This window comes from Bisbaumannia salifodinae, assembly GCF_055388505.1.
This window is the reverse complement of record NZ_AP043781.1, coordinates 3,697,314-3,720,020: the sequence shown is the minus strand read 5'-3', so window position 1 is coordinate 3,720,020 and position 22,707 is coordinate 3,697,314. Positions and strand designations below refer to the sequence as shown.

At 66.4% G+C, this 22,707-nt stretch carries 22 protein-coding genes and 1 pseudogene; 21 read left to right on the top strand and 2 right to left on the bottom strand.

Features of this window, described 5'->3' with window-relative positions; translation table 11 throughout:
- Positions 1 to 61 precede the first annotated feature (61 nt).
- Both ACZ5EF_RS17355 and ACZ5EF_RS17350 read left to right on the top strand, forming a co-directional pair.
- Positions 62 to 451 (top strand): hypothetical protein, encoded by a 390-nt coding sequence (locus ACZ5EF_RS17355; RefSeq protein WP_346061365.1) that lies wholly within the window; start codon positions 62 to 64, stop codon positions 449 to 451.
- Positions 451 to 1,560: pseudogene (locus ACZ5EF_RS17350) on the top strand (PqqD family protein); the annotation flags it as partial. The gene ACZ5EF_RS17355 and the pseudogene ACZ5EF_RS17350, both read left to right, overlap by 1 nt.
- Before the next feature lie 112 nt (positions 1,561 to 1,672).
- Here the strand turns inward: ACZ5EF_RS17350 and ACZ5EF_RS17345 are convergent.
- Positions 1,673 to 2,854: a glycosyltransferase gene (locus ACZ5EF_RS17345; RefSeq protein WP_346061366.1), complete on the bottom strand. Its 1,182-nt coding sequence runs from the start codon at positions 2,852 to 2,854 to the stop codon at positions 1,673 to 1,675.
- A gap of 142 nt (positions 2,855 to 2,996) precedes the next feature.
- On the opposite strand from ACZ5EF_RS17345, the gene ACZ5EF_RS17340 reads away from it, so the two are divergent.
- The 9 genes from ACZ5EF_RS17340 (at position 2,997) to ACZ5EF_RS17300 (ending at position 10,205) form a co-directional block, all read left to right on the top strand.
- Positions 2,997 to 3,416: a SpoIIAA family protein gene (locus tag ACZ5EF_RS17340; RefSeq protein ID WP_346061367.1), complete on the top strand. Its 420-nt coding sequence runs from the start codon at positions 2,997 to 2,999 to the stop codon at positions 3,414 to 3,416.
- Positions 3,417 to 3,718: 302 nt separating this feature from the next.
- On the top strand, positions 3,719 to 4,393 hold the full coding sequence (locus ACZ5EF_RS17335) for a M48 family metalloprotease (protein WP_346061368.1): 675 nt from the start codon (positions 3,719 to 3,721) through the stop codon (positions 4,391 to 4,393).
- Between the two features lie 398 nt (positions 4,394 to 4,791).
- Positions 4,792 to 5,244 (top strand): DUF6194 family protein, encoded by a 453-nt coding sequence (locus ACZ5EF_RS17330; protein WP_346061369.1) that lies wholly within the window; start codon positions 4,792 to 4,794, stop codon positions 5,242 to 5,244.
- 140 nt (positions 5,245 to 5,384) lie between these two features.
- Positions 5,385 to 6,956 carry an IS1182 family transposase gene (locus tag ACZ5EF_RS17325; RefSeq protein WP_464122463.1) on the top strand — a complete coding sequence of 524 codons (1,572 nt, stop codon included), beginning with the start codon at positions 5,385 to 5,387 and terminating at the stop codon, positions 6,954 to 6,956.
- 213 nt (positions 6,957 to 7,169) lie between these two features.
- Positions 7,170 to 7,580, top strand: a complete 411-nt coding sequence (locus ACZ5EF_RS17320) for an NUDIX hydrolase (RefSeq protein ID WP_346061372.1) — start codon at positions 7,170 to 7,172, stop codon at positions 7,578 to 7,580.
- Between the two features lie 174 nt (positions 7,581 to 7,754).
- Positions 7,755 to 8,795 (top strand): hypothetical protein, encoded by a 1,041-nt coding sequence (locus ACZ5EF_RS17315; protein WP_346061373.1) that lies wholly within the window; start codon positions 7,755 to 7,757, stop codon positions 8,793 to 8,795.
- Between the two features lie 322 nt (positions 8,796 to 9,117).
- A complete protein-coding gene (locus ACZ5EF_RS17310; RefSeq protein WP_346061374.1) occupies positions 9,118 to 9,387 on the top strand; it encodes a hypothetical protein in 270 nt (89 codons plus the stop codon).
- Positions 9,388 to 9,408: 21 nt separating this feature from the next.
- Entirely contained in the window at positions 9,409 to 9,780 is a 372-nt protein-coding gene (locus tag ACZ5EF_RS17305) for a hypothetical protein (RefSeq protein WP_346061375.1), read from the top strand.
- Positions 9,702 to 10,205, top strand: coding sequence for an ADP-ribosylglycohydrolase family protein (locus ACZ5EF_RS17300; protein ID WP_346061376.1), 504 nt, complete (start codon positions 9,702 to 9,704; stop codon positions 10,203 to 10,205). Before ACZ5EF_RS17305 ends, ACZ5EF_RS17300 begins: the two co-directional genes overlap by 79 nt.
- A 10-nt stretch (positions 10,206 to 10,215) precedes the next feature.
- Here the strand turns inward: ACZ5EF_RS17300 and ACZ5EF_RS17295 are convergent, their stop codons facing one another.
- On the bottom strand, positions 10,216 to 11,016 hold the full coding sequence (locus ACZ5EF_RS17295; RefSeq protein ID WP_346061377.1) for an inositol monophosphatase family protein: 801 nt from the start codon (positions 11,014 to 11,016) through the stop codon (positions 10,216 to 10,218).
- 144 nt (positions 11,017 to 11,160) lie between these two features.
- Between ACZ5EF_RS17295 and ACZ5EF_RS17290 the strand changes: the two genes are divergently transcribed.
- From ACZ5EF_RS17290 to ACZ5EF_RS17245, 10 genes are all read left to right on the top strand, one after another.
- The gene (locus ACZ5EF_RS17290) at positions 11,161 to 11,838 is read left to right on the top strand and encodes an HAD family hydrolase (protein WP_346061378.1); all 678 of its coding nucleotides are present in this window, start codon (positions 11,161 to 11,163) and stop codon (positions 11,836 to 11,838) included.
- An 81-nt stretch (positions 11,839 to 11,919) separates the two neighbouring features.
- Positions 11,920 to 13,680 carry a GGDEF domain-containing protein gene (locus tag ACZ5EF_RS17285; protein WP_346061379.1) on the top strand — a complete coding sequence of 587 codons (1,761 nt, stop codon included), beginning with the start codon at positions 11,920 to 11,922 and terminating at the stop codon, positions 13,678 to 13,680.
- Entirely contained in the window at positions 13,677 to 14,390 is a 714-nt protein-coding gene (locus ACZ5EF_RS17280) for a UTRA domain-containing protein (RefSeq protein WP_346061380.1), read from the top strand. The genes ACZ5EF_RS17285 and ACZ5EF_RS17280 overlap by 4 nt, the downstream gene beginning before the upstream one ends.
- A gap of 175 nt (positions 14,391 to 14,565) precedes the next feature.
- The gene (locus ACZ5EF_RS17275; protein ID WP_346061381.1) at positions 14,566 to 15,597 is read left to right on the top strand and encodes a putative 2-aminoethylphosphonate ABC transporter substrate-binding protein; all 1,032 of its coding nucleotides are present in this window, start codon (positions 14,566 to 14,568) and stop codon (positions 15,595 to 15,597) included.
- A gap of 50 nt (positions 15,598 to 15,647) precedes the next feature.
- The gene (locus ACZ5EF_RS17270; RefSeq protein WP_346061382.1) at positions 15,648 to 16,778 is read left to right on the top strand and encodes a putative 2-aminoethylphosphonate ABC transporter ATP-binding protein; all 1,131 of its coding nucleotides are present in this window, start codon (positions 15,648 to 15,650) and stop codon (positions 16,776 to 16,778) included.
- On the top strand, positions 16,775 to 18,469 hold the full coding sequence (locus ACZ5EF_RS17265) for a putative 2-aminoethylphosphonate ABC transporter permease subunit (RefSeq protein WP_346061383.1): 1,695 nt from the start codon (positions 16,775 to 16,777) through the stop codon (positions 18,467 to 18,469). Before ACZ5EF_RS17270 ends, ACZ5EF_RS17265 begins: the two co-directional genes overlap by 4 nt.
- Before the next feature lie 60 nt (positions 18,470 to 18,529).
- Positions 18,530 to 19,645, top strand: a complete 1,116-nt coding sequence (locus ACZ5EF_RS17260; protein WP_346061384.1) for a 2-aminoethylphosphonate--pyruvate transaminase — start codon at positions 18,530 to 18,532, stop codon at positions 19,643 to 19,645.
- Between the two features lie 18 nt (positions 19,646 to 19,663).
- Complete coding sequence (gene phnX / locus ACZ5EF_RS17255) at positions 19,664 to 20,482, top strand: phosphonoacetaldehyde hydrolase (protein WP_346061385.1); 819 nt, start codon at positions 19,664 to 19,666, stop codon at positions 20,480 to 20,482.
- A 127-nt stretch (positions 20,483 to 20,609) separates the two neighbouring features.
- On the top strand, positions 20,610 to 21,500 hold the full coding sequence (locus tag ACZ5EF_RS17250) for an EamA family transporter (protein ID WP_346061386.1): 891 nt from the start codon (positions 20,610 to 20,612) through the stop codon (positions 21,498 to 21,500).
- Between the two features lie 184 nt (positions 21,501 to 21,684).
- A complete protein-coding gene (locus tag ACZ5EF_RS17245; protein ID WP_346061387.1) occupies positions 21,685 to 22,695 on the top strand; it encodes a DctP family TRAP transporter solute-binding subunit in 1,011 nt (336 codons plus the stop codon).
- Positions 22,696 to 22,707: the final 12 nt, after the last annotated feature.

Here is a 22,707-nt window from a genome sequence, read left to right as displayed (position 1 = left end):
GGAGGGGCAGGGCGGGCCAGGGCTAATCTGAACAATGTTCGATAACCTTGGAGGACGCCTTATGACGGCCCCACACTCCACCACTCCCGGCGATGAGGCCAAGCGCCGGCGGCGCCGCAAGCTGCTGGCCACCCTGGGCCTGGGACTCGCCGGTGCCTATGTGGCGCCGACCCTGTTCAGCCTCGGCCAGGCCCAGGCCTGGGACGGGCATGGCTACCGCCGCTCGCGGCCCAGCCGCAGCCGGCCCAGCTACTCGCGGCCCAGTCGTAGCCGGCCCAGCCGCTATTACGGTCATCGCCGCCATGACGATCACCGACACCACGAGGATCGCCGCGACTGGGGGCGTGACGAGCGCTATGATCGCCATGTCTATCGGCGGGTCGACGACTATCGCGATGACCCGGTGCGGCTGGTGGAGGACCTGATCTTCGGCCCGCCCGGACGCTGGTAATGGCGGCCCAGGATCTCTTGCTGCCCGGCCTGGGGCGCTGCCTGCGCCTGGTGAACGCCCCCGAGGTGGCCCGGGCCCTGGCCATGGCCCTGCCGGGCTGGTCCATCACCACTCGCCCGGCCCGGGGCAGTGCCCCGGCGATTCGCCTCTATCGCTGCGGCGACGGCTATCGCCAGTACGCCCCGACGTTGCCCGAGGGGCTCGACCTGCCCACGCCCACGGCGGCGGTCTGTAGCCTGATCGCCGATCTCGCCGGTGAGGCCCTGGGCGCCGACCGCAGCCAAGACCAGGGCCAGGACCAGGACCTGCTCGGCCTGCACTGCGCCAGCGTGGAGATCGATGGGCGGCTGGTGCTCTTTCCCGAGGCCCACCGGGCCGGCAAGAGCACCCTGGGCGTGGCCTTCGCCGCCGCGGGCTTTCGCCTCTTCGGCGACGACGTCCTGGGCCTGACGCCTGCCGGCGAGGGCGTGTCCCTGGGGATCGCCCCGCGGTTGCGCCTGCCGCTGCCCGAGATCCTCCCCCCCGAGCTGGTCGACTATATCCAGCGCCGGGCCGGTCCCGAGGACGCCCGCTATCGCTACGTGATCCCCGAGGCCGAGCGCCGCGCGGCCCATGGCGAGACCCGTCCGCTAGGCGCCATCGTCCTGCTGGAGCGGGACGCCGGACTCACCGCCCCCGAGGTGATTCGGCTCTCCCCGGGGGAGGGGCTGGCCCAGTTGCTGACCCAGAATTTCGCCTATGAGCTTTCCCACGAGGCCCTGGTGCCCCGACTGCTGCCGCTGATGGAGCGACTGCCCTGCCTGCTGTTGCGCTATTCCGAGCCGCTGGCGGCGGTCTACGAGCTGGCCGGCGTGCTTCGGACCCGTGAGGCGGGCGAGACCGCTTCGATGGCCGAGGCGGCGCGAATGACGCCATGCCATGGCGTCGCTCTCCAGGGGCATGGACGCTGGCGTCCCTCGCCCCACGCCTGCGCCCATCCGCTGGGTGACGAGCTCTTCCTGATTCACCGCCCCAGCGGCGCCATTCATCGCCTCAACGCCAGCGGTCACGCCGTCTGGGCCCTGCTGGCCGAGGAGGCGCTCTCCCTCGACGAACTCGCCGACTGCCTGGCCGAGCATCTCTCCCAGCCCCGCGCGACGGTGACCCGCGACCTTCGCGCCCTGCTGGGCGCCTCCTCGAGGCCGGCCTGGTGGTACCCGCCGAGGCCCTCGCCGCCGCCTCCTAGCGAAGGCTCGTCTCGGTATTTTCCGAGCCGCCGGCATAACGGCGATAGAAGGCCGCCAGCTCGGCGGCCCTGGCGTCCTCGTGCCAGCGCCGCGCCTGGGCCCGGCCGCGACGCGACAGCTCGGTGGCCAGGCTCGGGTCGGCCAGCAGGCGGTTGACCTTGGCGGAGAAGTCGTCGGCATCCTCCCCGGCGATCAGGCAGCCCTGCCCCTCCTCCAGTACCTCCCGGGTGCCCATGACCGCCGTGGAGACCACCGGCGTGCCCAGGGCCAGGGCCTCCAGCAACACCAGCCCCTGGGTCTCGGTGCGCGAGGCGAAGACGAAGGCGTCGGCGGCGCGGTAGGCGGCCTGCAATGGGCCGTCACGATCCAGGTAGCCGAGGAAGTGCACCGCATCGGCCACGCCCAGTGCCTCGGCCCGGCGGGCCAGCGCCTCCCGGGCCGGGCCCTCGCCGGTAATCACCAGATGCGTCTCGGGATGCGCAGCCAGCACCCGCGGCAAGAGCCCGATCAGGAAACCGATATTCTTCTCATGGGCGGTGCGGCCGACGAAGAGCAGCAGGCGTGCCCGCCGCGGCAGGCCATAGCGGGCGCGAAAGTCCCCCGGTAGCCTGGCGCGGGCGAAGGCTTCCAGGGCCAGGCCGGTGGGAATCACCGCCAGGGGCGTGGTGACGCCATAGCGCACGAGGACCTCGGCCATGGCCCGGGAGGGGGCCACCAGGGCGTGCAGCTGTCGGCACTGGCGCACCGAGAGGCGCCGGGCGGCGAAGCGCAGCCAGGGCCGCGGCAACCAGCGCACATAGTGGTGCAGGTACTCCTCGAAGAGGGTGTGGTAGCTGGCCACCACCGGGATGCCCAGGCGCCGACCCAGGGCCAGGCCGGCGTAGTGGGCCACGAAGGGCGTATGCACATGGATCAGGTCGAAGGACTCTTCCGCGAGCGTCTCGGTCAGGGCCAGCACCCGGCGGTAGCGCATCAGGCGATCCTCCGGGTCGCCGGGCACCCCGCGGGAGGCGATGCGCCGGATCCCCGGCTCGTCCACCTGGCCCACCGGGTAGTCCGGGCAGATCAGGGTCACCTCGTGGCCCTGGCGCTCCAGGGCGCCGCGGAAGCTGGCGATGGAGGTGGAGACGCCGTTGACGCGGGGAAAGTAGACGTCCGAGAGCATCAGCAGCTTCATGGCGGGCCTGCGTGGCGGGAGGGGCAGGCGTTATCCTCGCCCCGCGCCATGACGTGGCGGTGACAGGCTACGAGCCAGCCGGGACACGCTATGCTGAAAGCGATCGAGGCGTGTGGCCTCTCGCTATCCAAGGAGACTATCGATGTTGGAATTCATTTCCCATCCGGCGGAGCATGTCGTGGCCCTCAAGATCGGCGGCGTCGTCACCGCCTCGGAGCTACAGCAGGCCATCGATGCCATCGAGGCCGCCAAGCGCGACCATTCCAGGATCAGCATGCTGGCCGAGCTCGACGATATGCGCTGGATGACCCTGACCGCCCTGCTCAAGGATATCGGCTACGGCCTGACCCAGCTCGGCGACCTCAAGCGCTACCACCGCGCCGCCGTGATCACTGACAAGGAGTGGATCAAGCATCTCGCCCACCTGGAAGACCGGCTGTTCAAGGCCATGGAGATTCGCACCTTCCCCAGCCGCGACTATGCCGCCGCCATGGCGTGGGTCGGCGAGCTGCCCCAGGGCGCCCACGAGAACCCCGAGGACGACGGCTACCACGGCGCCTGATGGCCAGATCCATAATCAAAGATAAGTTAAATTAGAGTATTGCGCTCGCTGCCCGCCTACAGCACTCTATGGCCCGTTCGGTGCGCCTGCTCCAGGGATGGGTCCTATCCCCGATGCATCATTCTCGACATGGCAGGCCGTGCCGGAGACGGTATCGCCGTCGCCAGCCGTGCTGGCTGGCAGGGAGATATAGAAAATCATCAACAAGGACGATGGCCATGCGCTTCCGCGCTACTCTTACTGCCGCTGCCCTGTGCAGCACTACCCTTCTCGCCGGTTGTGAAACCCTTTCGACCGATGCCATGCTGCAGGCCGGCATGACCTCCATGCAGGTCGCCACCCTGAGTGACGAGGAAGTCAGGAGCATGTCGGATCAGGCCTGTGCCCAGATGGACGCCGAGGCTCAAATCGCCAGCCCCGACTCGGTCTACGGCCAGCGCCTGGCAACCATTGCCAGCAACCTCGGCGACCAGATCGATGGTGTCCCGGTCGACTACCAGGTCTACCTGATCGATGAGCCCAATGCCTGGGCCATGGCCAATGGCTGCGTGCGCGTCTATAGCGGCCTGATGGACATGATGACCGACAATGAGGTCGAAGGTGTCCTGGGCCATGAGCTGGGCCACGTGGCGCTGGGGCATAGCAAGACGACCATGCAGACGGCCTATGCCGCCTCGGCCGCACGCGGCGCCCTGGCGTCTTCCAGTAACGCCACGGTTGCCACGCTCTCCGGCTCTCAGTTGGGTGATCTCGGCGAGAAGTTCATCAACGCCCAGTTCTCCCAGAGCCAGGAGACTGCCGCAGACAACTTCTCCTTCGACTTGCTGGGGGAACGAGGCGTCTCCCGCGAGGGCCTTGTCACCGCATTCGAGAAGCTGGCCAGTCTCGATGGTGGCGAGGGTTCCATTCTCTCCTCCCACCCGGGATCGAGTGACCGCGCCGAGAACATGCGCGACCGCCTCAACGCCGAGCGCTAAGCGCTCTCCGGCGAGGCATCCCCTGCCTCGCCGGTATTTTTCTCTCCCTGTGCAAAATTCGACGCCCCGTGCTGGATAACATCGGCTGAGACCTGGGCGTTAGCAACCCAACGCCGGTTGAGCTAGGGTGAGGATTATTGCTAGGCACAGGGTGGTAGGGTCAATGGTGGATAACGACCCAACGCAGCCAGTCCGGAAAAGGCAGCGGGCACGTTCATCGGTGTTATACAGCATGCACGATGACCGGTGTTATGTAGCCGAGCCATACTTAATGTTTCGATGTTTCAGTGAATTAGGAGCTCTGCGTGCGCGCGGAATAACATTTTTGAACGTGCGTGCTCGTTCAAGTCAATAAATGAGCGCGCTGTCTAATACCTGTTATGACTAAGGAAAGCAACGTGCAGAAAAAGGAAGTTTCGGAGTACATTCTTGACCAATACCGGGGAGTAGTAGCGGTCGATGCTTGGGGAGAGCAGTCGTTCTTCTACAACCCAGACCGGCGACTTCCTCGAGGCGTTTATTTTGCAACACTCAAGGACAAGGATGGGGATAATGACAAGGGTTCGAATCTCAGTCGTGAGGGCGTGTTCCGCTTCAATTTCGGCATAAGTAAATCGTCCTACGAAGACGCATTGGGGAAAAGGCCTGCCAGGCCCGCTGCGGGTGGGGTGGTGAATACGGGCCATAATTTCACCGAGTTAAATACGCTGTTACCGCACCCGGTGTATGCATGGATGTCTTGGGTATGTGTTCTCAATCCCGACAAAGCCATGATTCAAGAGTTGGAACCATTGCTGAATGAGTCCTATGATCTTGTGGTCAAGAAGTATGCTAAACGCATCAAGTCATAACCATGCCAGTCACGGCGACGACTTTTACATTGCGGCTTCGCCTCCATTCCAAAGCCGCGCGTGCTGAGTGGCGTTGAGGCTGTAGCAAAACCCTGTCCACGCCCGGTAGGATGAGGAAAAGGCAACGGAGAGCCGCCGGCATGCCCAGGTTCAAGCCCTATGACTACGATCAGCACGCTCTGGTCGCCATCAACTACCTGGAACAGCTGCAACCAGGCACGTTTGAGCATGCGGTGCACTACCTGATCGAACACAAGCTGGACCTATCGATGTTCCATCCCAGCTACTGCAACGACGCCACCGGTCGTTGTGCCTACGATCCGGCGATCCTGCTCAAGATCATCCTGTTCGCCTATTCCAAGGGCATCACCTCCAGCCGGGAAATGCAGTGGTGTTGCGAGACCAATATCCTGTTCAAGGCGCTGTCCTGCGATACCGTGCCGCATTTCACCACGCTCGCCCGATTCGTCAGCGGTCACGCGGATGAGATCGAAGCCCTGTTCGAGCAGGTTCTGCTGGTCTGCCACGAGCAGGGCCTGCTGGGCAACGAACTCTTCGCCATCGACGGGTGCAAGATGTCGTCCAATGCAGCCAAGGAGTGGTCTGGCACCTTCAAGGAACTCGGCGAGAAACGTGACAAGCTGCGCCGCTTGATTCGCCACCATCTGGAGGAGCACTTCCAGCGCGACAAGGCGGAGACCGAGGCAGAGATGGCACGGGATATCCGCCATGCCAAGATGATCCTCTCCCTCGACAGAGCCATGACCAAGGTAGACCGGTTCCTGAATACGCAGCGCCCCCGGCAGGGGAAGGGCAAGCGCATCCATGAGGTGAAGAGCAACCTCACCGACAACGAAAGTGCCAAGATGACGACCGGGAAAGGCACGATCCAAGGCTATAATGGGGTAGCGGCAGTCGACAAGAAACACCAGATCATCATTGATGCCCAGGCCTTTGGCGAAGGCCAGGAGCACCATACGCTCAGGCCGGTACTGGACAGCATCGTGCAGCGTTACCGACGGCTGGGCATCAGCCCTAACATCTACCGGGACGGCACCGTGGTGACCGCGGATACCGGCTTCGCCAACGAAGCCAACATGCGCTATCTGCACGAACAGCAGATCAATGGCTACATTCCCGATAACCGGTTTCGTAGCCGCGACCCCAAATTCAGCGCCCAGAAAGCCAAATACGGGAAACGTCATCAGGACAGCCGGCCCTCCAGCCGGAAGTCGATCATGCCGGCCAGTGAATTCCAGTTCGATCCGGTGACGATGACCTGCATTTGTCCGGCCGGTGAGTCCCTTACCTACCGGGGCCAGCGGGAGGCCGAGAATGGAAAGAACCGAGCTCACTTCGAGGGCCGATTGCTGCAGTGCCGTCACTGCCCGAAGAAACATCAATGCATGCAGAACCCTGCCTCGGCGGACCACCGCAACGGAGCGGGTCGGCAGGTATCATTCACCATCGAGAATAAAGGCTTGCCTAGCTACACTGATTGGATGAAACACCGGGTGGACAGTCAGTATGGTAAAGAGGTCTATAGCCACCGAATGTCGGTGGTGGAGCCGGTGTTTGGCAACATTGGTACGAACAAGGGACTTGACCGATTTAGCCTGAGAGGCCGGAAAAAGGTCCAGGGGCAATGGCAGCTATACTGCCTGATACACAACATCGAGAAGCTCGCCAATTATGGTCGATTAGGCAAGTGATATAGGGGCTGGTAGGCCTGAAAATGGCTGCTAAAAACTGGTGATGAGCGCTTTGACATCACCAAAGAGCCAAAATGGTCAGTTAGGCTCCGTGGTCAAGATAATCGTTCGTTTGGTGCTCGGCACAAGAATTCAGAACACAGGCGGTGGGAATGGCTCAGAATCGGGTTTTTCTACAGCCTCGTTAGCTGTACGATGATAGGAGATAACCTGATGAGTGAGGATTTTTCTGGATGTAAACTTGCCTACATATTCAATGGTCAGTTGTTAGTTTATAAACGTGATAATTTTCCAGATATACCGTTCCCAGGCCTGTGGGATTTCCCCGGCGGCGGCCGAGAAGGATTCGAGTCACCAGAAGAGTGCGTATTGCGAGAGTTACAGGAAGAGTTCTCCATTATCTTACCCGTTTCGAGATTTGTATATAAAAAGAAAGTTCCGAGTCACAGCAATAAAGGGAGCTCCTTCTTTTTTGTAGCCCAAGGCGAGCAGTGCGAAATCGATTCTATTTCCTTTGGCAACGAAGGACAGCATTGGAAATTAATGCCAATAGACGACTATTTGTCTCATCCAGAAGCTATACCGGCATTAATAACAAGGTTGAAGGGGTATCTTGACCAATGAAATTGGCTAACAAGGCCAAGCAGCTTCGCGCACTTCGTGCGCTGGACCTCGCTTCGCTCGGCCGCTGTTGGCAACGTTCTGCGGCTTAACAATCTCCTGGGAGCCTCCACTATGTTGGATCTTTACATGTGCAATCAACCCATATACGACCTCACCGATCCAGCGAGTAGCCTCGTGAGTGACGCTACACTGGACTTTGGCATCACCATTCCTTACTACAACGGACAACAGGCGTTTCGCACGGGGGGGCGGTTCGGTGGCGGCGGCCAATCTCCGGTTCTAAGTACGCCCAAGATTGAGATTAAACAAGACTCGCAGGGAAATCTACCGAAGGGGTACGAATGGAGAGGGATAATGACAGAAGAGGCCAAACACAACATCGAATGGGAAATCCACCTCATCCCGCCACCTCAAAATGGGCGGTACTGGGAGTGTGAGACTAGCAACAAGGGGGTGCAGCTTTGGTCTTTTATCCAGTCGCTGTACATACATAATCGGACGTCGATATCCCAAGATTGTCACAAATGGCTGACTGATGAAAGCTACAAGCAGTGCTTTTTGTCCTCTAGAAATTTGAAGGTGAGGGTATTCCCGGAGCCGGACGCGCAGGCCTTCATGAATCACCTACGTGCGCATGAATATCAACACGTAGAAGACCATGCATGGTTGACGTACGAGATACTCGGTCCGCTTGATGAATGGCAGCAGGCAAACAGGGATACGGTGTTCATTGCGAGTTCTAAATACGCCATGGCAGCTGTCAATATCGCAGGGACTGCGGAGACGGCGAACCGAATCATGGACTATTGGCAGCGCGCTCTCGAACGAAGTGGAGATCTCTATCACAATTCGCAAGCCGGGGCACATCCAGTTCTTCAGATACGGCGCATCGCACGAGAAAATGACATTCGATCTACCTGTGTGATCGATTTCACGATAAAACCGGCCCAGGTACTGAGATACAAAGGATTCGACTTAGACGATCCACGGCCCCATGGGTGGCATCTGAAAAAAGTCTTTAATGTCGCAACCGGTCGGCTCGGTGGGAATGAACCGCAATTGGACTATCGAAATACCGATCAGAACAATCGTCGTATAGTCAACTTCGGCCATATGATTGAGTGTCAGAACTCGAATTACCTGGCACTTGACGACCCAGAGTCTAGCGATGACAATACTTTTGGCTCTTTATTCGATGAGGAGGAGAAACAGTAAGTGCACATGCCGCCGCAGAACAAGGCATTCCAACGGACTCGCTGAAGCTCGCCGGTGAAATTCACGTTATATGAGCGTATTCTGAGCGCCCGCTCTTGGCCGAAAGCAGTCCTTCCTTCTCACTCCCGGCTTGCATATAAGCCGGGGTGATTATGACCATCCTCCCCCCATCACACCTCACACAGGGTATTCCATTCGCGAGTGGACGAGGGGCCGGCCTGGGGCTGGTGGGGGCCTTTATCGGCCCCCTGGTGCCCCGGGCCGTTGGGTCGCCATCCACTAGGCTTATGGTGATGGGGTTAGAGGCTACCGGGAGGCGGATATGGACGAAGACCTGAGCGGGATGACGCGCGAGCAACTGCAGGATGAGGTCAAGAAACTGCGCCAGGCGATCCGTGAGCATCGGAACTGCAGCGGTCATGACCTCTGCTGGCATCATCCGGCGCTCTGGGGCCTGCTGCCGGAGAAGACGGATCCGCTGCCGGTGGTGCCGGAATGGCCAGAGTTCCTGCGGGGCTGCATCCGGTATCGCCAGTCCCTGGACGAGCAGGTGCCTGACGCTCCGCGCTCCAGCGAGCCCTATGAGGAGTGATCGATATCACGGGAGGTCATCATGCTTGGCGCCATCGCGGGCGATATCATCGGCTCGGTGCATGAAGGGGCCGGCACCAAGCACCGGAATTTTCCGCTCTTCACGCCGCATAGCACCTTTACCGACGACAGCGTGCTCTGCGTGGCGGTGGCGGAGGTGCTGCTGCACGGCGGCGACTTCGTCGATGCCTACCACGACTACTTCCACCGCTACCCGGATGCCGGCTTCGGCGGCGGCTTTATGCGCTGGGCGGCGGCCCGGGAGCGGCGGCCCGGGAGCGGCGGCCCTACTACAGCTGGGGCAACGGCTCGGCCATGCGGGTGCCGCCGGTGGGTTTCGCCGCCCGGAGCCTGGAGGAGGCGCTACGCCTGGCCAGGGCGAGCGCCGAGGTGACCCATGATCACCCCGAGGGGATTCGTGGCGCCCAGGCGGTGGCGGCGGTGATCTTCCTGGCGCGCCAGGGCGCCGACAAGGCGAGCCTGCGCGACGAGGTGGAGGGGCGCTTCGGCTATGACCTCTCCCGCTCCCTGGACGAGATCCGCCCCGGCTATCGCTTCGACGTCTCCTGCCAGGGCTCGGTGCCCCCGGCGATCCTCGCCTTCCTGGAGGCCGATGACGTTGAGGCGGCCATCCGCAATGCCATCTCATTGGGCGGCGACGCCGATACCCAGGCCTGCATGGCCGGCGCCATGGCCGAGGCCTTCCATGGCGGCCTGCCCGAGGCGCTGCGCCGGGAGACCCTGGCCCGGCTGCCCGATGACCTGAGCCGGGTCGTGGCGGCCTTCGAGGCGCGCTTCCCATTACCTGATGCCGGATGACGGCGGGGCTTCAGGGCGCTCCGATCAGCAGCCGGCGCAGCTCGCCGTGGCGCTCCGGGTGGGCCACCAGCAGGCTATGCCACTCGGTGGGATCGGCCTCGCCGGCCAGGTCGCTGACCGCGCAGCCCGCCTCCCGGGCGATGACGATGCCGGCGGCGATATCCCACAGATCGAGCCTGGCGCCCTGGGAGAAGAAGCCGTCGACCCGGCCCAGGGCCACATAGGCGACCTCGAGGGCCGCCGAGCCGGGGACGCGGATGCCCGCCACCCGTGGCATCAGGGCGTTGAGCTGGGCCAGGCTGGTCGCGCAGTCGCCCTTGGCGTGGTAGGGCAGACAGGTGGCCAGCAGCATTTCGGTCAGCGGCCGCGCGGGGGGCAAGGCGACGGGCCGCTCATTCAGGAAGGCGCCTCGGCCGCGCACCGCCCAGAGCATCTCGTCCAGCAGTGGCTGATAGACCACCCCCTGGGTCAGGGCGTCGCCCTCGCGCACGGCAATGGAGACCGAGAAGTGGGGCAGCCGGTGCAGGAAGTTATTGGTGCCGTCCAGGGGGTCGATAATCACCGTGAGATTCCCGCCCTCGCCGGGGCTCGCCCCCGTCTCCTCGCCGAGGAAGCCCACCTCGGGGTGGGCCTGGCGAATGGTCTCGATAATGGCCTGCTCGGCGGCCTTGTCGTAGTGGGTCACGAAGTCGGAGGGGCCCTTGTGCTCGAGTGCGATGGGGCCGCCACCTTGGTAGCCCTCGCGCAGCAGCTCGCCGGCCGCCCGGGCGGCCTGCTTGAGGGTGTCGATCAGTTCCGGGGCGTAAGGCATGGCAAGGCTCCTTGGTGGATGGACGAGGCCCCCAGCCTGGGGCAGGAAGGTGACGCCGGCATGTCGGGGGGAGGCGTCACGCCCTTGTCATAAGGATGGCGCAGGCTACGGCCCTCACTGACACCCGGGCCATTGGAGGATGCCATGCGCCTCGCCCTCTTCGACCTCGACGATACCCTGCTGGACGGCGACTGCAGCGAGCTGTGGAACGCCTGGATGATCGAGCGTGGCTGGATCGCCGCGCCGGGGGAGTTCCTGATGCGCACCCAGGTCATGCATGCCGCCTATCATGCCGGCCGTCTCCGCCTGGAGGAGTACCTGGCCCTGACCCTGTCGCCCCTGGCCGGGCGCCGTGAGGAGGAAGTGCGCGCCGAGGTGGCGGCCTTCGTTGAGGCGCGTATCGCGCCCCGGCTGTTCGCCCAGGGGCGTGCCCGGGTGGCGGAGCATCGCGCCCGGGGCGACCGGCTGCTGATGGTCTCCGCCTCGTCGCGGCATCTGGTGGCGCCGGTGGCGGCGGCACTCGGCATCGCGGAGGTGATCGCCGTGGAGCCGGCGATGGACGGCGGTCGCTATACCGGCGCCACCACCGGGGTGCTCTCCTATCGCGGCGGCAAGGTGACCCGACTGGAGGCCTGGCTGGCGGAGCAGGACGTCGTCGCCAGCCACCTCAGCTTCTATTCCGACTCCCATAACGACCTGCCGCTGCTCAGCCGGGTGGATCGCCCCGTGGCGGTCAACCCCGACCCGGTGCTGGCCGAGGTGGCCCGCGCCGAGGGCTGGCCGCGGCTCGACTGGCGCACCCCCCTGGCCCTGACCGGCTAGCCTACACTAACCCCTTGTTTGTCATGGTTTTGCCATCGCCTTGCCGCATCCTTGTGGTTTTCCATGGCAACGAGTGCGGGCATGACATCGAGCGAGCGACACCTGCTGGAGGCGATCATCGCCGGGGAGCAACTGACCCCTTACTTCCAGCCCATCGTCGATATGGGACGGCGCTGCATCCACGGCTACGAGGCCTTGATTCGCGGCCCGGAGCAGTCGCCGCTGCATTCGCCCCAGCGGCTCTTCGAGATCGCCATGCAGGCCGGGCGCCTGGTGGAACTCGACCTGCTGTGTCGGCGCCTGGCCATCGAACGCTTCGTGGCCCTGGGGCTGGAAGGCAAGCTGTTCCTCAATGTGATGCCCTCCACCCTGCTGGAGCGCGACTTCCGCGAGGGCCTGACCCTGGCCTACCTGGAGGCGGCCGGCCTGGCGCCGGAGCGGGTGGTGATCGAGCTCACCGAGCACCTGCCCATCGCCGACTACCAGGCGATGCGCCAGGCCATGGATCACTACCGGGAGATGGGCTTCCGGGTGGCCCTGGACGACCTGGGCGCGGGGCACTCCAGCCTGCGTCACTGGGCGGAGCTGCGCCCGGACATGGTCAAGCTGGATCGCCACTTCGTGGCCGGCATCGATGCCTCGGCGGACAAGCGCGAGTTCCTGCGCTCGCTGCTGGACGTGGCGCGCAGCCTGGGCTGCCAGCTGATCGCCGAGGGCGTCGAGACCGCCGAGGAGCAGCGCTGCCTGTGGGAGCTGGACCGCGGCCTGGTGCTGCTGCAGGGCTACTATTTCGCCCGGCCCAGTGCCGAGCCGCCCCGCCGGGTGTCGCCGCTGCTGCCCAGCCATGGCCTGTCGGCCCGTTCGCCGCGGCGCCGCGCCAGCGCCATCGTCGAGCATGTGGCGCCGGTCGCCCCGTCGCTGCCGGTGTTGACCCTGGCCGAGCGCTTCCGCGCCCAGCCGGCGCTGCGCTGCGTGCCGGTGGTGGAGGAGGGGAGGCCACTGGCGGTGGTGCGCCGCCACGAGTTCCTGACCCTCTTTACCAACCCCTATAGCCATGCCCTGCATTCCCGCAGCAAGGTGGGCGAGATCGCCGACCGCCAGTGGCTCGGCGTGACCCAGGAGACGCCCCTGGAGGCCCTGAGTCAGCGCGTCACCGATGTCCGTGGCCTGCAGCAGGAGGACTTCGTGATCGTCGACGACGAGGGCCGCTATCGGGGCATGGGCAATATCATCGACCTGCTGCGGGAGATCACCGCCATCCAGGTGCGCCAGGCGCGCAACGCCAACCCCCTGACCGGCCTGCCGGGCAATATCCTGATCCAGGAGACCCTCGCCGAGCGATTGAGCCAGGGACGGGCCCTGGTGGCGGTCTTCGCCGATATGGATCACTTCAAGGCCTACAATGACGGCTACGGCTATGCCGAGGGGGACCGGATGATCCTGTCGCTATCGCGGCTGCTGCTGGCGCGCCTGGGCGATGCCGATGACTTCCTCGGCCATGTGGGCGGCGACGACTTCATGCTGCTGCTGGGAGGCGACGACTGGCGGGCCACCTGCGAGGCGATCCTCGCCGATTTCGCCGCCCTGGTGCCCGACTTCTATCGCCCCGAACACCGCGCCGCCGGCGGCCTGGTGTGCGAGAATCGCCGGGGCGAGTCGGTCTTCCATCCGCTGGTCAGCCTGTCGCTGGCGGCGCGACCGGTGGCGGCGGGGGAGGCGCTGGCGCCGCCCCAGTTGGCCGCCGAGCTCTCCGAGCTCAAGGCCCAGGCCAAGCGCCGCCCCGGCAACAGCCTCTTCGTCGACCGCCGCCATCACCCGCATCCGACTGGGAGCCTGGCATGAGCGACGCTTACTATCTGCGCCTTACCGATCGCCTGCGCGAGCTGCTCGGCGATCCCGACGCCTGCGTGGAGGGGCGCCTGCCCGCCGAGCGCACCCTGGCGGAGCGTTTCCGGACCACCCGGGTCACCCTGCGTCAGGCCCTGGCCCAACTGGAGGGGGAGGGGCGCATCCACCGCAGCAATCGCCGCGGCTGGTTCGTCTCGCCGGCGCGCCTCGACTATGACCCGACCCGGGACGCCGGCTTCAACGACTATGTGCGCGCCCAGGGGCGCCGCCCGCGTACCGAGGTGCTGCTGACCGACACCCGGCCCCATCCTCCTGCCGCCGAGGCCCTGGGCCTGCCCGCCGACCAGCCGCTCTTTCATATTCGTCGGCGCCGCTTTGTCGACGACCGCGCCGTGCTGGCGGAGTCGCTATGGGTGGTGCCGGAGCGCGCCCCGGGCCTGCTGGAGGGTGACTACGCCTCCCACTCCCTGTGGGGCCAACTGCGCAGCCGCTGGGGCCTGAGCCTGGCGCACCGCTCCCTGCGCCTCTACTCCGAGGCCCTGCCGGAGCGCGAGGCCGCCGAGCTGGGGGTGGCCGCCGGCAGCGCCGGGCTCAGCGTGCGCCGCGCCATCTTCGATGAACGCCGCCGCCCGGTGGAGTACGACGAGGAGCACTGGCTCCATGATGCCCTGTGCATCACCGTGGAGCTGGACGGCAAGGCATAGGGTGGCGCCGCCTGGCGTTCCACGGCCTCCGCTCGTGAATACCCGCAACGGCAAGGTCATTTAGCCTTCATCGAGCCTTCAACTAACCGTCACCGGCTTGTCATCCGGGGTCGCCAGACTTCTGGTCTATACCAGATCAGCAGTCGTTGTCACTCAACCGACCCGGAGAGCCACCATGTCACTGTTTACCCGTTCCCTGCTCGGCGGCGCCGTCGCCCTGGCCATGACCACCGGTGCCCAGGCCGCCACCGAGCTGACCGTCTATACCGCCGTGGAGTCCGACGACCTCCAGAAGTACGCCGAGCGCTTCAACGAGGCGCACCCGGAGATCGAGATCAACTGGGTGCGCGACTCCACCGGGGTGATCACCGCGCGCCTGCTGGCCGAGAAGGACAACCCCCAGGCCGACGTGGTCTGGGGCCTGGCCGCCACCAGCCTGCTGGTGCTGGAGGAGGAGGGGCTGCTCTCCCGCTATGCTCCCGAGGGTGTCGAGGCGCTGGATCCCAAGTTCGTCGACCCGGCGGCCCGCAATGGCCAGGACCCGGCCTGGGTGGGCATGGACGCCTGGGTGGCGGCCATCTGCTACAACACCATCGAGGGCGAGCGCCAGGGCGTGCCCATGCCCACCTCCTGGGAGGACCTGACCCGTCCCGAATACCGGGGCCAGGTGATCATGCCCAACCCCAGCTCCTCCGGCACCGGCTACCTGAACGTGGCCAGCTGGATGCAGCTGTGGGGCGAGGAGGGCGCCTGGGACTACATGGACCGCCTCCACGACAATATCGCCCGCTACACCCACTCCGGCTCGGCACCCTGCAACCTGGCCGCCTCCGGCGAGGCGGTGGTGGGGGTCTCCTTCGCCTTCCGCGGCGCGCGCCTCGAGTCCCAGGGTGCCCCCATCGAGGTGGTCTTCCCCGAGGAGGGGCTGGGCTGGGACATGGAGGCCGCGGCCATCATCGAGGGCGGCGACAACCGCGAGGCCGCCGAGACCCTGCTCGACTGGGCCGCCTCCCGGCAGGCCAACGAGCTCTATAACGAGGGTTATGCGGTCGTCGCCTACCCCGGCGTGGCCCAGCCCATCGACAACTATCCCGAGGATATTGCCGAGCGCATGATCGACGCCGACTTCGCCTGGGCGGCCAATCATCGCGACCGCCTGCTCGAGGAGTGGCAGCGCCGCTACGACGGCAAGTCCGACAGCCAGTAAGTCCCGTCGTCAATGCCCCGGCGCGCGGCGCCGGGGCCAGGAGTTATCCCATGCCTACCCTGACCGCCCCCCTGTCTCCCGCGGCCGGCACCGACCGGGCCGCCGTGGCCGAAGCGGGACTCCATCTCGAGATCCGCGGACTGACCAAGCGTTTCGGCCCGTTCACCGCCCTGGGCGGGGTCGACCTGGCCATCCGCGAGGGCGAATTCGTCTGCTTCCTGGGCCCCTCCGGCTGCGGCAAGACCACCCTGCTGCGGGCCATCGCCGGCCTGGCGCCGCAGAGTGCCGGGCGCATCGTGCAGCGCGGCCGCGATATCTCGCGGCTGCCGCCCCAGGCCCGGGACTTCGGCATCGTCTTCCAGTCCTATGCGCTCTTCCCCAACTTGACGGTGTTCGACAACGTGGCCTACGGGCTGCGCAATCGTCGCGACGACCGCGGCCGGATCCGCGAGCGGGTCGCCGAGCTGCTCGCCCTGGTGGACCTGGCCGGCAGCGAGGCCAAGTACCCGGCGGCGCTCTCCGGCGGCCAGCAGCAGCGGGTCGCCCTGGCCCGCGCCCTGGCCACCGAGCCGGGCCTGCTGCTCCTCGACGAGCCGCTCTCCGCCCTGGATGCCCGGGTGCGGGTGCACCTACGCGGCCAGATCAAGGCCCTGCAGGCGCGCCTGGGGGTGACCACCATCATGGTCACCCACGACCAGGAGGAGGCCCTGGCCATGGCCGATCGCATCGTGGTGATGAATCACGGCACCATCGAGCAGGTGGGCACCCCGGCCGAGATCTACCGCCAGCCGGCCAGCGCCTTCGTGGCGGAATTCATCGGCAGCATGAACTTCCTCGAGGTGCGTCCCGACGGCGCCCATGCCCTGCGCCTGGGCCGGCGTCGCCTGGATTGCCCGGCCCATGACTGCGCCGGCGACGAGCATGCCCGCCTGGCCATCCGCCCCGAGGCGGTCAAGCTGTGTGCCATGAATGAGGGGCTATCGGCCCGGGTCGAGCATATCGAGTTCCTGGGCGCCTTCCTGCGCGTCGGCCTGACCCTGGCGGAGACCGGACAGGCGCTGGTCGCGGATATCGCCGTGCGCGATGCCGAGGCCCTGGGTCTGGCGCCCGGTGCGAGCCTGGGGGTCCTGCTGCCCAGCGAGGCGCTGCGCCTCTATCCGGGCCGGGAGGCGCGGGCATGAGGGTGGCGTTTCCGATGGACGGGTCGCGGTGGCTCTCCGGCGAGGCGCTGGTGCGCCTGGTGGCGCTGCTGGCGGCCCTGGCCCTGCTGGTGGTGGGGCTGCTCTTCCCGCTGGCCAGCATGCTGGTCAAGAGCCTCCAGGACCGCGCCGGCGACTTCGTCGGCCTGGCCAACTTCGCCCGCTATGTGCAGACGCCGGCCCTGATGGGCTCCATCGTCAACTCCCTGACGGTGGCCCTGATCAGTACCGCCCTGGTGGTGGGCCTGGCCTTCCTCTGTGCCTACGGCATCACCCGCACCTGCATGCCCGGCAAGCGGCTGTTCCGCATGCTGGCCGTGCTGCCGATCCTGGCGCCTTCGCTGCTGCCGGCCATCAGCCTGGTCTACCTGTTCGGCAACCAGGGCTGGTTCCGCGAGGCGCTGCTGGGGCAGAGCATCTACGGCCCCATCGGCATCGTCCTGGGCATGTGCTTCTGGATCTTCCCCCATGCGCTGATGATCCTGACCACGGCGCTCTCCACCAGCGACGCCCGCCTCTACGAGGCCGCCGAGGCGCTGGGCACGCCGAAGTGGCGCGGCTTCCTGACCATCACCCTGCCCGGGGCCCGCTATGGGCTGATCTCCTGCGCCTTCGTGGTCTTCACCCTGGCGATCACCGACTTCGGCGTGCCCAAGATCATCGGCGGCCAGTTCAGCGTGCTGGCCACCGATGTCTACCGTCAGGTGGTGGGGCAGCAGAACTTCCAGATGGGCGCCGTGGTCAGCGTGATCCTGCTGCTGCCGGCCCTGGCCTCCTTCGTGGTGGACCGCTGGATCCAGCGCCGCCAGGTGGCCCAGCTCTCCGCCCGGGCGGTGCCCTGGCGGCCCACCCCCAGCCCGCTGCGGGACTGGACCTTCGCGTTGCTCTGCTACGCCGTGGGGGCGGCCATCCTGCTGGTGATCGGCACCGCCATCTACGCCTCCCTGGTGCAGTTCTGGCCCTATGACCTGTCGCTGACCCTCGAGCACTATGCCTTCGAGATGCTGGCCGGCGGCGGCTGGGCGTCTTGGTTCAACTCCCTGAAGCTGGCCTTCTCGGTGGCGCTGATCGGCACCCTGGTGATCTTCTTCAATGCCTGGCTGATCGAGAAGAGCGATGGCTACCGGGTGCTGCGCCAGGGGCTGCACTTCCTGGCCATGCTGCCCATGGCGGTGCCGGGCATGGTGCTGGGCCTGGCCTATATCTTCTTCTTCAACCAGGCCGGCAACCCCCTGAACTGGCTCTACGGCACCCTGGCGATCCTGGTGCTCAATACCCTGGTGCACTTCTATACCGTCTGCCATCTCACCTCGGTGACCGCCCTCAAGCAGCTCGACCCGGAGTTCGAGGCGGTCGGCGCCTCCCTCAAGGTGCCCTTCTGGGTGACCTTCCGCCGCGTGACCCTGCCGGTCTCGCTGCCGGCGGTGCTGGATATCTCGGTGTACCTGTTCGTCAACGCCATGACCACGGTCTCGGCGGTGGTCTTCCTCTACACCAGCGACACCCGGTTGGCCTCGGTGGCGGTGATGCACCTGGACGAGGCCGGCTATTTCGCCAGCGCGGCGGCCATGGCGGTGCTGATCTTCTTCACCTCCCTGGCGGTCAAGCTCGCCCAGGCGGCACTCAGCCATTTGCTGCTGAATCGCGCCCAGGAGTGGCGCCAGGCGGGCTAGGCCCGCCGGTACACAAATTTTTTTGTACGAATCCACTGGTATAGACCAATGCTTGATGCCATGACCGACCCTTACCTGCTGACTCCGGGGCCGCTGACCACCAGCGCCACCGTCAAGGCCGCCATGCGGCGCGACTGGGGCTCCTGGGATAGCGACTTCAACGCCATGACCGCCGAGATCTGCCGGCGCCTGCTGGGCCACGCCAATGCCCGGGACAGCCATGCCTGCGTGCCGCTCCAGGGCAGCGGCACCTTCGCCGTGGAGGCAGCACTCGGCACCCTGATCGATCCGGCGCGCCCCACCCTGGTGCTGAGCAACGGCGCCTACGGCAAGCGCCTGGCCGCCCTGCTCGAGCGCATGGGGCGCCCCTTCGAGGTGCTCGACAGCGGCGACGCCGCCCCGCCCAGCCCCCAGGTGGTCGCCGAGCGGCTGCGGGAAAACCCGGCCATCGGCTATGTGGCGCTGATCCACTGCGAGACCAGCTCCGGCATCCTCAACCCCCTGGCGGCCATCGCCGAGGCGGTGGCCGCCGAGGGCCGCGAGCTGATCGTCGACTCCATGAGCGCCTTCGGCGCCGTGCCGGTGGACGCCCGGCGCACCCCCTTCCTGGCGCTGGTGTCGTCGGCCAACAAGTGCTTCGAGGGCGTACCGGGCTTCGGTTTCGTGATCGCCCGTCGCGATGCCCTGGCGGCCGCCGAGGGCCGCTGTCACTCGCTCTCCCTCGACCTGCACGATCAATGGCGCTACCTGGAGCGCACCGGCCAGTGGCGCTACACGCCGCCCACCCATGTGCTGGCGGCCTTCCTCCAGGCGCTCGATGAGCACGACGCCGAAGGCGGGGTGGCCGGGCGCCTGGCCCGCTATACCGCCAATCGCGACGCCCTGGTGGCGGGCATGCGCCGGCGGGGCTTCGTGACCCTGCTGGAGGATCGCTGGCTGTCGCCGATCATCACCACCTTCCTCAGCCCCGGCCATCCCGGCTTCGACTTCCCGCGCTTCTACGCCGAGCTCAAGGCCCGCGGCTTCATCATCTACCCCGGCAAGCTCACCGAGGTGGAGAGCTTTCGCATCGGCAGCATCGGTCGCCTCGATGCCGCCGTAATTACCCAACTGCTGGAGGCCGTGGACGCGGCCCTGGCCACCCTGGGCGTGGATGACTGCCGTCCCGCCGCCTGATTCACCGGAGAGACCCCGATGCACTATCAATCCCCCGACCGCCTGCAGTGCGCCATCCTCGACTGGGCCGGCACCGTGGTGGACTTCGGCTCCTTCGCCCCCACCCAGATCTTCGTCGAGGCCTTCGCCGAGCTGGGCGTCGCGCTCAGCCTGGAAGAGGCCCGCGGGCCCATGGGCATGGGCAAGTGGGAGCATATCCGCACCCTCTGCGATGTCCCGGCCATCGCCGCGCGCTTCGAGGCGGCGGTGGGGCATGCCCCCAGTGACGCCGACGTCGATGCGCTCTACGAGCGTTTTATGCCGCTGCAGATCGCCAAGATCGGCGCGCACTCGGCGTTGATTCCCGGGGCGCTCGAGGCCATCGCCGCGCTGCGCGAGCGGGGCCTGAAGATCGGCTCCTGCTCCGGCTACCCCGCCGTGGTGATGGAGCAGGTGGTGGCCCGGGCCCGGGACAATGGCTATATGGCCGATCACGTGGTCGCCAGCGACGAGGTGCCCAAGGGCCGCCCGCACCCGGCCCAGGCGCTGGCCAACGTGATCGCCCTGGGCGTGAGCGACGTGGCCGCCTGCGTCAAGGTGGACGACACCGCACCGGGCATTCTCGAGGGGCGCAGCGCCGGCATGTGGACGGTGGCGCTGACCTGCTCGGGTAACGCCCTGGGGCTCGACTACGCCGAGTATCGCGACCTGGACGCGGCCGAGCTGGCCGAGCGTCGCGGGCGCATCGAGGCGCAGTTCGCCCCCTCCCGGCCGCACTTTATGATCGACACCCTCGCCGAGCTGCCGGCGGTGGTGGCCGAGATCGATGCCCGCCTGGCCCGCGGCGAGCGGCCGTAAGGGTGGCCAAGATCGACACCCCCTCTGACCCGAGCCCGCGGCGAGCGGCCATGACGTTGGCCACGATATTGGCCATGGTGGTGGCCGAGAGCGATGCCCCTCTGGTTCGAACCCGCGGGGAACGGCCGTGAGTCCTGCCGTTCTCGGCCTGGTGCTGGTCTCGGTGTGCCTGCACGCCGGCTGGAACCTGCTGGGCAAGCGGCGCGCGCCATCCCTGGCCTTCTTCACCCTGGCCATCGCCGCCGGGGGCCTGGCGCTCAGCCCCCTGCTGCTGCTGGGGCCACCCCTGGCGAGCCTGCCGGCGAGCTTCTGGGGCTGGCTGGCCGCCTCGGGGCTATGCCAGATGCTCTACATGGGCGGCCTGGCCTGGGCCTATGCCCGGGGCGAGGTGAGCGTGCTCTATCCCCTGGCCCGGGCCCTGCCGGTGGTGCTGGTGCCCCTGGTGGCGGTGGGGCTGCAGGGCCGTCACGAGCTGGCGGGGGGCGATCTCTTCGGCATGGGGCTGATCCTGGCCGGCGCCCTCTGCCTGCCCCTGGCCGGGGCCCCGCGGCTGGCCAGTTACCTGACCCCGGCACTGGGTTTCGCCCTGCTGGCGGCGCTGGCCACGGCGGGCTACTCGCTGATCGACGCCCAGGCCCTGGCGCTGATGGTGGGGACCGGTGTGTCGCCGCTGGCCGCCGGGGCGGTCTTTATGGTGCTCCAGGCCCTGGTGACCCCGCTCTGGGCGCTGCCGCTGCTCCTCGCGCTGCCCGCCGAGCGGCGTCGCCTGCCGGGGCTCTGGGCCGAGGAGCGCCTCGGCCTGCTGGTGACCGGGCTGATGATCACCGCCACCTATGGCCTGGTGCTGGTGGCCCTGGCGCAGAGCGATGCGGTGAGCCATATCGTCGCCCTGCGTCAGCTCTCCATCCCCCTGGGGGTGATGCTGGGCATCCTCTGGCTGAAGGAGCGCCCCGCCCCGGCCAAGCTGATCGGCACCGCCATCATGCTGGCGGGACTCTGGCTGGTGGCCCTGGGCTGAGTCGGAGTGAGCCGGAGGGGCGCCGCCCCGGCCACTGCATCGAAGATCAGCCACCGTCATCATGCTGGCGGGACTCTGGCTGGCGCCCGCTTTCTTTCAACGTTAGTTGCCATACAATATGGCGGTGATCAAAATAATCCACCGGCCCGGGAAGCACGGCCGGTCTTCCTCGCAAGGACACGCCATGTCATCCAGCTCCGCTTTCACCAAGTTCGCCGCCGGCCTGGCCGGTGCCGCCCTGCTCAGCGCCGCCTTCTCGGTTCAGGCCCGCGAGCTCTCCATCTCCACCGTGCTCTCCGACGCCTTCCCCTGGGGCCAGGCCGCCGAGAAATGGGCCGAGCTGGTGGAAGAGCGCAGCGAGGGGCGCCTCACCATGCGGGTTTACCCCAATGCCCAGCTGGTGGCCGGCGACCAGACCCGCGAGTTCTCCGCCATGCGCTCCGGGCTGATCGATGCCGCCGTGGGCTCCACCATCAACTGGTCGCCCCAGGTGCCGGAGCTCAACCTCTTCTCGCTGCCCTTCCTGCTGCCCGATGAGGCGGCGGTGGATGCGGTCACCGGCGGCGAGGCCGGGGAGGCAATCTTCGCGGCCATCGAGTCCCGGGACGTGGTGCCCCTGGCCTGGGGCGAGAACGGCTTCCGCCAGGTCTCCAATTCCCGTGGTGCCATCGCGGCCCCGGAGGACCTGGAGGGCCTGAAGATCCGCGTGGTGGGTTCGCCGCTCTTCCAGGACACCTTCAGCGCCCTGGGCGCCGATCCCACCCAGATGAGCTGGACCGATGCCCAGCCGGCGCTGACCACCGGCGCGGTGGATGGTCAGGAGAACCCCCTCTCGGTCTTCGACGTGGCGCGCATCGACCAGGTGGGCCAGGAGCACCTGACCCTGTGGAACTATATGAACGATCCGTTGATCTTCGCCGTGAACCGCCGGGTCTGGGAGTCGCTGGACGAGGCGGACCGCGAGATCCTGCGCGAGGCGGCGGTGGATGCCGGCGAGTGGGAGATCGCCATGACCCGCGAGCAGGAGGCCGAGCGCCTGGCCGCCATCCGCGAGCGCGGCGTCGAGGTCACCGAACTGAACGAGGCCCAGTATCGGGCCTTCGTCGAGGCCACCGAGAGCGTCCACCAGGAATGGGTGCCGCAGGTCGGCGAGGCGCTGGTGGAGGCCGCGCGTCAGGCCGTCGAGGCGCGCTGAGCGTCGCACTTT